This is a genomic window from Promicromonospora panici (assembly GCF_900608595.1).
GTDB lineage: Bacteria > Actinomycetota > Actinomycetes > Actinomycetales > Cellulomonadaceae > Promicromonospora > Promicromonospora panici.
In genome coordinates, this window is the sequence record NZ_UWYY01000050.1 from 1 (window position 1) to 9083 (window position 9083).

Annotated in this window: 13 protein-coding genes; 7 read left to right on the forward strand and 6 right to left on the reverse strand. The window is 72.1% G+C overall.

Annotation, left to right across the window (positions count from 1 at the left end):
- Nucleotides 1-21: 21 nt before the first annotated feature.
- Nucleotides 22-903, reverse strand: a complete 882-nt coding sequence (locus EW117_RS29130) for an intradiol ring-cleavage dioxygenase (RefSeq protein ID WP_129790217.1) — start codon at nucleotides 901-903, stop codon at nucleotides 22-24.
- Between the two features lie 83 nt (nucleotides 904-986).
- A complete protein-coding gene (locus tag EW117_RS29135; RefSeq protein WP_165362923.1) occupies nucleotides 987-1439 on the reverse strand; it encodes a nitroreductase/quinone reductase family protein in 453 nt (150 codons plus the stop codon).
- 80 nt (nucleotides 1440-1519) lie between these two features.
- Here EW117_RS29135 and EW117_RS29140 point away from each other — a divergent pair, with 80 nt between their 5' ends.
- Entirely contained in the window at nucleotides 1520-1981 is a 462-nt protein-coding gene (locus EW117_RS29140) for a MarR family winged helix-turn-helix transcriptional regulator (RefSeq protein ID WP_207212130.1), read from the forward strand.
- A 7-nt stretch (nucleotides 1982-1988) separates the two neighbouring features.
- Here EW117_RS29140 and EW117_RS29145 read toward each other — a convergent pair whose 3' ends face one another.
- Nucleotides 1989-2675, reverse strand: coding sequence for an SDR family NAD(P)-dependent oxidoreductase (locus tag EW117_RS29145; protein ID WP_129790218.1), 687 nt, complete (start codon nucleotides 2673-2675; stop codon nucleotides 1989-1991).
- A gap of 150 nt (nucleotides 2676-2825) precedes the next feature.
- Here EW117_RS29145 and EW117_RS29150 point away from each other — a divergent pair, with 150 nt between their 5' ends.
- Nucleotides 2826-3662, forward strand: a complete 837-nt coding sequence (locus tag EW117_RS29150; protein WP_129790219.1) for a helix-turn-helix domain-containing protein — start codon at nucleotides 2826-2828, stop codon at nucleotides 3660-3662.
- Nucleotides 3663-3671: 9 nt separating this feature from the next.
- Entirely contained in the window at nucleotides 3672-4055 is a 384-nt protein-coding gene (locus EW117_RS29155; protein ID WP_129790220.1) for a VOC family protein, read from the forward strand.
- 19 nt (nucleotides 4056-4074) lie between these two features.
- On the opposite strand, the gene EW117_RS29160 is transcribed toward EW117_RS29155, so the two are convergent.
- On the reverse strand, nucleotides 4075-4986 hold the full coding sequence (locus EW117_RS29160) for a M23 family metallopeptidase (protein WP_129790221.1): 912 nt from the start codon (nucleotides 4984-4986) through the stop codon (nucleotides 4075-4077).
- 217 nt (nucleotides 4987-5203) lie between these two features.
- Here EW117_RS29160 and EW117_RS29165 point away from each other — a divergent pair, with 217 nt between their 5' ends.
- Nucleotides 5204-6397: an FAD-dependent oxidoreductase gene (locus EW117_RS29165; protein ID WP_129790222.1), complete on the forward strand. Its 1194-nt coding sequence runs from the start codon at nucleotides 5204-5206 to the stop codon at nucleotides 6395-6397.
- Here the strand turns inward: EW117_RS29165 and EW117_RS29170 are convergent.
- Nucleotides 6387-6722, reverse strand: a complete 336-nt coding sequence (locus EW117_RS29170; protein WP_129790223.1) for a PEP-utilizing enzyme — start codon at nucleotides 6720-6722, stop codon at nucleotides 6387-6389. The genes EW117_RS29165 and EW117_RS29170 overlap by 11 nt on opposite strands.
- Nucleotides 6723-6788: 66 nt before the next feature.
- Here EW117_RS29170 and EW117_RS29175 point away from each other — a divergent pair, with 66 nt between their 5' ends.
- A complete protein-coding gene (locus EW117_RS29175; RefSeq protein ID WP_129790224.1) occupies nucleotides 6789-7436 on the forward strand; it encodes a transcriptional regulator in 648 nt (215 codons plus the stop codon).
- Nucleotides 7437-7460: 24 nt separating this feature from the next.
- On the forward strand, nucleotides 7461-8054 hold the full coding sequence (locus EW117_RS29180) for a histidine phosphatase family protein (protein WP_129790225.1): 594 nt from the start codon (nucleotides 7461-7463) through the stop codon (nucleotides 8052-8054).
- A gap of 10 nt (nucleotides 8055-8064) precedes the next feature.
- On the opposite strand, the gene EW117_RS29185 is transcribed toward EW117_RS29180, so the two are convergent.
- A complete protein-coding gene (locus tag EW117_RS29185) occupies nucleotides 8065-8490 on the reverse strand; it encodes an NUDIX hydrolase (protein WP_129790229.1) in 426 nt (141 codons plus the stop codon).
- Nucleotides 8491-8524: 34 nt separating this feature from the next.
- Here EW117_RS29185 and EW117_RS30875 point away from each other — a divergent pair, with 34 nt between their 5' ends.
- Nucleotides 8525-9076: a dienelactone hydrolase family protein gene (locus EW117_RS30875; protein WP_422891562.1), complete on the forward strand. Its 552-nt coding sequence runs from the start codon at nucleotides 8525-8527 to the stop codon at nucleotides 9074-9076.
- The last annotated feature ends 7 nt before the right edge of the window (nucleotides 9077-9083 follow it).

A 9083-nucleotide genomic window follows, 5' to 3' on the forward strand; every position in this document is an offset into this window, starting at 1 on the left:
ATCCGGCACTCACCCGAGCACTCACACCGGTACACGGAGGGTCGCCGTGTAGCCCTCGCTCACGGACCCGGACACCCTGGCCATCTGCAGCGCGTACCCGTCGGAGAACACCATGTCCGAGTCGAGGGTGACGCCCTGCAGGTTGGCCACGCTCTGCTCGTAGCCCTCGGTCGCGTAGACGGCCTCGCTCACGTCCTGCGGGAGGGCGAGCTGGGAGGTGCGCATACGGCCGGTGGCGCTGGTGGCGTCGTCGAGCGAGGGGTAGACCTCGAAGTGGATGTGCGGCCAGCGGCCCGGGTAGCAGGCCGGGAAGATCGAGGTGAACGTGACGGTGCCGTCGGCGTCGGCCTCCTGGACGCCGCGCAGGTAGTTCTGGTCGGTGATGTCGTACATGGAGTACTGGCCGTCGCGGTCGCAGTGCCACGCGTAGACGGCGGCGCCCGCGACGGGGGTGCCGGCGTCGCCCTCGCCGGAGACGTCCACGACGGTCAGCGAGAAGGTGAGCGGGATGCCGTCGGCCGTGCCGGAGGAGTCCCCGAAGCTCGACGTGATGTCGCTGCGCACCACGCCGGTAGTGGTCAGGGCGTTGGGGCCGTTGGTCCCGTCGGCGGGGAACGGGCCGTTGGTCTCCTCGGGGATCTCGCCCGCCCCGGCGTCGGACTGTGCGGTGTCGCCGGGCGCACCGCCCCCGGGTCCGCCTGACGGCGCACCGGTCGGGCTCGTCGAGCTCGTGCCCGAGGTGCATGCGGCGAGAGCGGCGGCGAGGCCGCCGGCCGTCAGCAGGCCGATGGCATGCCGCCGGTTCAGGAGGGTCGGCAGATCGTGCGAGAGCCCGAGGTCGTGCGCCTCGGGGGCGTCGTGTTCCTCAGGTGCGGCACTCGGTTTGCTGCTCTGGCGCTTCATGGCCGGAAACTATGCCGCGCGGCTGGGCCGTGCCCGGCAGCAGGCTGGGAGGGTGCTGTGACCGTACGGGGCGTCGGTGCTGGTCACCGTGGCGTGAGCCGGATGACGGGCAGCTCCCGGTCGGTGGTCGTCTCGTACTGGCGGAAGTTCGCGGCCTCGTCGGTGATCTGCTTCCAGGCCTGCTCGCGCTCGGTGCCGTGCAGTTCCTCCGCGGTGACGGCGACCTTGCGGCCGCCCTGCTCGACGGTCACCTGATCGGGGCGGGCGGCGAGGTTGAGGTACCAGGCCGGGTTGGCGGGAGCACCACCGGCGGACGCGACGACCAGCCAGCTGCCGTCGGGTCCGGGGAACCAGGCGAGCGGGTTGGTGCGGGGCTGCCCGCTTCGACGGCCGACGGTGGTCAGGACCAGGAGGCGCATCCCCATGGTCCGGGCCTCCGTGCGCCGGGCGCGCCTCAGGATCAGTCGGTTCATCCAGCGGTACATGCGGCCGGGCTGCTTGGCTCCGCGGGTGCCGGTGGGATGCGTGAAGCTCATGACGGTACCTTCCCGTTCCAAATGGTTCGTGCCATTGACTATACATGGCCAGAACTATCGGCGGTGTGTACCTTTGACGGGTGAGGTTCGACAAGATGATCAGCGGCCTGCCGGCGTGCGGCGCGCGCGGCCTCGGCGGGCTGCCCGACGTCGTCGAGCTCGCCATCGTGCTGACCGCCACCATCGCCCGCGTCGCCGAGGAGCACGAGCTCACGCCCATGCAGGGCCGGCTGCTGTGCGGCCTGGCCGGGCAGCCCCGGCGGATGATCGACCTGGCGCAGTCCCTCGGGGTCGAGAAGGCTGCCCTGACGGGCCTCGTCGACCGGGCCGAGCGCCGCGGGCTCGTGGAGCGCGTGACGCTGCCGGGCGACCGGCGCGTCGTCCAGGTGACCCTGACCGACGCCGGGACTCAGGCGATGCTGGACTTCGAGGCCGGGCTCGCGAGCGCGCTCGACGAACTGCTCGCACCCCTGCCCGCGAAGGACCGCTCGGCGCTCCGCGGGATGGCAGCGGCCGTCGTGGGGGCGGCGCGCGCGGCGTAGGCGTGCTCTACCAGGGCACCTCCCCGTCCTCGTCCTGGAAGGTTCCAGTGGGGCCGTCGGGGCCGAGGGTCGCCAGCCGCACCACGACCTTGGCGCTCTCCAGAGGCGTTCGCCCGATCCCGAAGGCCGCGGTCAGGTCGGTGGCTGTGGTGCCGGGCTCCAGCGCGTTGAACTTGATGCCCGGCTGGGCCTTGGCGTACTGCACGGTCAGCATGGTGGCCGCCGCCTTCGCGGCCGAGTAGAGCGCGAGCGGCAGGTGGTACTCCGGCCGGTCGGGGTTGTTCACCGCCCAGAACGAGCCGGCACTGCTCGACACGGTCACCACCGTGGGGTTCGACGACCGCCGCAGCAGCGGCAGCGCCGCCTCCGTGACGCGCACGATACCCACCGCGTTGGTGTCGAAGACCCGCAGCGCCGTCGGACCGTCGAGGGCTTCGTTCCCGAGGATCCCCGCGTTGTGCACCAGGACGTCGAGCCGGCCCTCGGCGGCGCCGATCGTGGCCAGCGCGGCGCTCACCGAGACGTCGTCGGTCACGTCGAGCTGGACGAAGCCCGCGCCGAGCGCCGCCGCGGCCTTCTCGCCTCGCTCGATGTCGCGCGCCCCGACGTAGACGGTGTGCCCCAGCTCCAGCAGCTGTCGGGCGGTCTCGAAACCGAGGCCCTTGTTGGCTCCGGTGATCAGTGTGACGGTCATACGTCCCTGCCTCCTCGCGAAACGAAATACTCGGCCCGGACGGGCCGTTCTGGACGTTATGCACGGCAGGTTTCCGACGGCAGAGCCCTCTCCGGCCTGGGGTGTGGCAGGACCCTCTCTGGCTGTCCGGCGCCGAACTAGGTTGGCCCGGTGAGCGAGACGACCAATGCCCTGGGCACGTACCTGCGTGCTCGGCGCGAGCTGGTGACGCCGCAGCAGGCGGGCATCCCCGACGTCGGCGTGCGGCGGGTGCCGGGTCTGCGCCGCGAGGAGGTCGCGATGCTCGCGGGCATCAGTGCGGACTACTACCTGCGGCTGGAGCGGGGACGCGACCGCCACCCGTCGGTGCAAGTGCTCGAGTCGATAGCGCGCGTGCTGCGGCTGGACGACGACCACGTCGCCTACCTCCTGTCCTTGGTCGCGGAGGTACCCCGCCGGCGCAGGCGCCGAGCGCCCAAGGAGACCGCACCGCCCGGTGCGCTCAAGCTGCTGCACTCCCTGGTCCAGCCCGCCTTCATCGAAGGGCGGTATTTCGACATCCTGGCTTCGAACGCCCTCGCCGGGGCGCTCTCGCCCCGGCTCGCTGTCGGGGGCAACCAGCTCCGCGACATGTTCCTGGACGCGGCCGAGCAGGCCCTGTACCCGGACTGGGAGGACTACGCCGAGTGCTTCATCGCGAACCTGCGGCAGGCGGTGGGCAACGACGTCGACGATCCTCGTTTCATCGATCTCGTGGGCGAGCTCTCCCTGGCGAGCCCGCTGTTTCGCCGGCTCTGGGCCCGTCACGAGGTGCGCGGGCAGCGCGGCACACTGATGCGCCTCGACCACCCGCAGGTGGGGAAGCTGACCCTCAACCGGGAGCGGCTGAGCATCGGCGGAGCCGAGGGCCTGATGCTCGTCGTGTTCCACCCGGACGCCGGTTCCAGCGCCGCGGACAAGCTGGACCTGCTGGCATCCGCGGACCTTCCCGCGCGGACGTCGCCGTAGGATCACGGGGTGCTGCGACTCTCCGACGTCACCTACCTCGTCCGCGACCACGACGAGGCGATCGCGTTCTTCGTCGAGGCTCTCGGGTTCGTCCTGCGGGAGGACGAGACCAGCTCGTCCGGCCGGCGCCGGGTCGTCGTCGGCCCCGCGGACGGCGGCACGGGCCTCGTGCTCGCCCGCACCGACGCCGCGGATGCCGTCGGTCGGCAGGCGGGCGGCAAGGTCGCGTTCTTCCTGGAGACCGACGACTTCGCGGAACAGCACGCCCGCATGACGGCGGCGGGCGTGCTGTTCCGTGAGGAGCCACGCCACGAGGAGTACGGGACGGTGGCGGTCTTCGAGGACCTCTACGGCATGCCCTGGGACCTGATCCAGCCGCCGAAGCAGGGCTGACGCACCTCGTGGGCGAGCATCAGCCGCAGTGCTCGAACGGGCTCGTGTAGCTGCTGCTGCCCACCGAGCCGCCCCACTTCACGCAGGTGCCAGGCGCCGACCGCTTGACCGGGCCCGCGTAGTACGAGTAGCTGCCGGAGTCGGTGGTGCGTGACGACCCCTCCGGCTCCAGGAAGGCCGACACCGCGCTCGGCGTGCCGAGGCTGGTTGACTTCAGTGTGACCACGCAGTTGTAACCCGTGCTCGAGTTGTACAGCAGGTAGGTCCGGCCCACGGTGCCGAGCGCCGCCTGGTCGACCACCGAGAACCCGCTGCCGCAGACCTCCGTCGGCGTATACGGGTTGGTCGACCCGCCGCAGCCGTTGGTGCTGGTCACCGCCTTCTTCTGACCGAGCGAGACCGTCACGCCGTCGACGGTCGGGGACGTGTCGACGACGCCGGACGAGCCGCGCTGCTCGTAGTGCAGGTGCGGTGCGCTCGATCCGCCGGTGGATCCGACGGTCCCGATGACGGTGCCCTGGCTGACCGACATCGTCTGCCCGGGTGCCCGCACCATCGTGGCGAGGTGGGCGTAACGCGTGCGGGTGCCGTCGCCGTGCACGATCTGCACCCACTGGCCGTAGCTGGTGCTGCCCTCGTTGTCGAAGGTGGCGGTGCCGCCGGCCGTGGCCCGGACGGTCTCGCCGTTGATGGCGTCGTCGCCGTAGCTCTGCCAGTCGAGGGAGCCGGAGGGGTTGTGCCCCGGGCTCCAGTTGTTGGCGTAGAAGGTCTTGCCGCAGCTGAACGGCGACTTGTGTGCGATGGCCAGCACGCCGGCGTCGTCGGACGCCGTGGCCGAGGCCGTTGGGCCGGCCGCGAGGGCGACGGCGGCGATGGCCGCGAGCGCCCAGTACCTGGCGGTTCTTGTGCGGATTGCGGAGATGGCTGACATCGGTGCTCTCCATCCTGGGGGTCTGACTCTTGGTCTGACGCCGGAAGGGTGGCACGGGCGCGCAGCGGTGCCCATGGGTAGTGCTGCCCCTGGACGGGACCTGGATCGAGTGCTCGTGGTGGGCCCGGCATCTCTTGAAAACGAATCACCAGCGTGTTTTCATGATCTCGATGAGCGGCCGACCGGGGCCACTGACACCTCACCGAGGAGACCTGACATGAGCACCCACCGCCCCCGCGCCGTGGTCGTCGGAGCCGGCATCGCCGGACTGGGCGCTGCCCTGCGGCTGCACCAGGCCGGGTGGGACGCCCTGGTGGTCGAGCGGGCGCCGGCACGCCGTTCCGGCGGGTACGCGGTGGCCTTCGCAGGTCCGGGGTACGACGCGGCCGAGCGGATGGGGGTCCTGCCCGAGCTCGTGGAGCGGCACATCACGCCGGACCGGATGGACTACAAGCGGCCGGACGGCCGCACCAGGTTCTCGGTGCCCGGCTCCACGGTTCGCGCGCTGGCGGGGGAGCGGGCGCTGAACATCCTGCGCGGCGACATCGAGGACGTGCTGTTCACGGCGCTGTCGGAGCGGACTTCCGGCGAGGCACCGAACACGGTGGAGATCCGGTTCGGTACGACCGTCGTGGGCGTCGAGCAGGACGCGGACGGCGTGGACGTCACGCTGGAGGAAGGCACCGTCGAGCGGGCCGACCTGCTGGTCGGCGCGGACGGGCTGCACTCCGCGACCCGGCGCCTCGTGTTCGGGCCGGAGGACGACCTGCGGCTGGACCTGAACCACATGGCGGGCGTGTTCTTCCTCGACGAGCTGCCCGACGGCGTCGAGCCGGGCGTGACGGCCTCGCTCACCGACACCGGGCGGACGCTGGCGATCGTGAGCGTCGGCCCGGACCGGGCGGTGGCGTTCTTCGGCTACCGCACGGAGCGGCCCATGGACGAGCTCGCCGAAGGGCCGCAGGTCGCCCTGCCGCGCGCGTACGCCGACATGGCCTGGGTCGCGCCCGCCGTGCTCGACCAGCTGAGCCGGGCGGAGTCGGTGTACTTCGACACCGTCAGCCAGATGGTCATGGACAGCTGGAGCAACGGCCGGGTGGTCCTGCTGGGCGACGCCGCGTGGTGCGTGACGCTGTTCGCCGGCTACGGCTCCTCGCTGGCCGTCGCCGGGGCTGACGCGCTGGGCGCGGCGCTCGAGCGGCACCCGGACGACCTGCCCACCGCGCTGCGCGAGTGGGAGGCCGAGATCCGCCCCGAGGCCGAGCGCAAGCAGAAGCTCGGCCGACAGGTGAAGGGTCTCTATGCTCCCGCCGACCCGTTCCGGCTCTGGCTGCGCGATCTGCCGCTCCGGTTCGCCGCCTACCGTCCCGTCTCGGCGCTGCTCCAGCGCCGGCTGCAGCTCACCTCGTGACGCGCCCCGCGCTGCCGTCGACGGTCACCGTCGCGCCGTCCGGCAGCGTGGTCATGGCGCCGGGAACGGCGAGCACCGCGGGGATGCCGTGCTCGCGCGCCACGATCGCGGCGTGCGACAGCACCCCGCCGGTCTCGGTGACCACGGCGGCCACGACGCCGAACAGAGCGGTCCACGCGGGTTCCGTGAACCGGCACACCAGCACGTCGCCGGGCTGGACCCGGGCGAAGTCGTCGGGGCCGTGCACCACCCTCACCGGCCCGGTCGCCCGGCCCGGGCTGCCCGGTGTCCCGGCGGCGTCCGCCGCGGCTGAGCTTTTCGGCATGCTCTTCCTCCCTGGGCGTACCCACCTGCGTTGACACAGGCCACCGGACGATGCACGGTGCAAAACATGACGCACAACCCGGTGCCCGGCCGATCCTCTCAGCCTGACCTGCTCGTGCTCCACTCCGTCCGGATCCAGGGCATGGCCGACGACGACGCAGTCGCGCTGCGGTTCGGCCTCGACGAGGCGGACACGCGCGAGCTCCTGCTCGACGACGAGGCGTACGGCTGGGTCAGACAGGCGGCGTTCGGCGGGACTGCGGGCTGGTCGATGACGGACCGCGGCCGCGCCGAGGACGACCGGCGTCTGGCCGAGGAGCTGGCCGACGCGGGCGCGCGGCCCGTCGTCGAGCAGGCGCACGAGACCTTCGGGCCGCTGAACGCCCGGCTGCTGCAGGCCTGTACCGACTGGCAGCTCCGGCCGGAGAACGGCGACCGGCTCACCCCGAACACCCACACCGACAAAGAGTGGGACGCCGCCATCCTTGCCGAGCTCGAGGCGCTGGACGGCGAGCTCGCGCCCCTGGTCACCGAGCTGGGCTCGGCGCTGACGCGGTTCGAGGGGTACGACGCGAGGTTCTCCGCAGCGCTCGGCAAGGCGCGGGCCGGCCGGGGGGAGTGGGTGGCCGGCACGGGCCTGGGGTCCTGCCACGTCGTCTGGATGGAGCTGCACGAGGACCTGATCTCCACCCTCGGGATCGAGCGGGGCGCGTAGCCGGGCGGGCGGTACGTTCGGCGCATGGCAACGAGACATCTGTACCTGGCCCGGCACGGTGCGGCGGACGCGTTCGGCGAGCTGACCGACGTCGGCCACCATCAGGCGAGCCTGCTGGGCGAACGGCTGGCCGGCCAGCCGGTCGACGCCGTCTGGCACTCGCCGCTGCCGCGCGCGGCGGCGAGCGCACGGGTGATCGGCGGGCACCTGCCCGACGCGCCCGTCGCGGAGGCGGCGGAGCTCGCCGACCACGTGCCGTTCGTCCCGCCGGCGGCGGACCTCCCGCCGGCCTGGGCGGGCTTCTTCGACGGGTACGACGACGCCGAGCGCGCACCGGGCGAGCGGCTCGCCGCGGCGCTGGTCGAGCGGTTCGCGAAGCCCACCGACGTCGAGACGCACGAGGTCCTGGTGACGCACGCGTTCCAGGTGGCCTGGCTGCTGCGGCATGCGCTCGACGCGCCGCCCGCCCGGTGGCTCGGTCTGGACAGCGGCAACACTGCGCTGACGGTGATCGAGTACCGGGACGGCCTGCCGCCGACCGTCGTGCTGTTCAACGACATGGGCCACCTGCCGCCGGAGCTGCGCTGGACGGGGTTCCCGCCGTCGGCCCGGCCCTGACGGACACGTACTACGGGATCAGGCCCGCCCAGCGGCGGGACAGGTCGACCAGGCTCACCCGGTCCAGCGCGTCGACCTCCTCGGGAGTGTGCCAGGCGACGTCGTCAGTTGTGCCGTCCTCCTCGACGCGCAGCTCGCCCCCCGTGACGTGCGCGCGGTACACGATCCGCAGTGCGTGCATCGGGCGGCCCTCCGAATGCACCCGCTCCGCACCGGGAATCACGAAGCTGTCGACACCGAGCAGGGCGCCCAGCTTCACGTCGTAGCCGGTCTCCTCGAAGACCTCGCGGACGGCGGCGTCGGCCGGGTCCTCGCCAGGGTCGATCCCACCGCCCGGCATGGTCCAGCCGCTGTGCGGGGCCTCGCTCCAGTGCGGCAGGAGCAGCCGGCCCTGCTCGTCCGTGATGAGGGCGTACGCCGCGACCCTCAGGTCCATCGTGCCGTCTGTGTTCGTGAACATGGTGCACATCATGTCGCCCGGAGGGGATGTGCATCATGCACATCATGCGCACGGTCCGGGGAACGGCCCCCGGACGAGCGCCCGACGCCGTCCGCGAGCCGCGCTGTCAGCCCGCCCGTCGGCCGGGACGGGGCCATTCCCCGGCGTCGTCGTGGTGCATGACGCGTACGGGATGACGGCGGGGCTGCGCCGCGTCTGCGACCACCTCGCCGCGCAGGGCTACGTCGTGCAGGAACCGTCGATGCACCAGCGTGGACGCTGCCTGCGCCAGACCTTCCGCAGCCTCATCGCCGACCGGGCCCCGCCTGCGACCGGCTCGAGTCCGAGCGTGCGGCGCTCGCGGGCCTGCCCGACTGCTCGGTGCGGCGGGCTCACTTGGGTGAGGGATCGCCCGCCGCGTGTTTGCGTGCCACGCGGACTCACTGACCTCGCTGACGCCGATGTGGGGGCCCGGTCAGAAGGGTGGGTCGCTCGGGTCGGCGGGCTGGTCCGCGGTTGTGTCGATCGGCGTCGTGTCGGGCGGTACGGCTCCTGGTTCGGTTGCCTGGTAGGGGCGGGGTAGGCGCTGC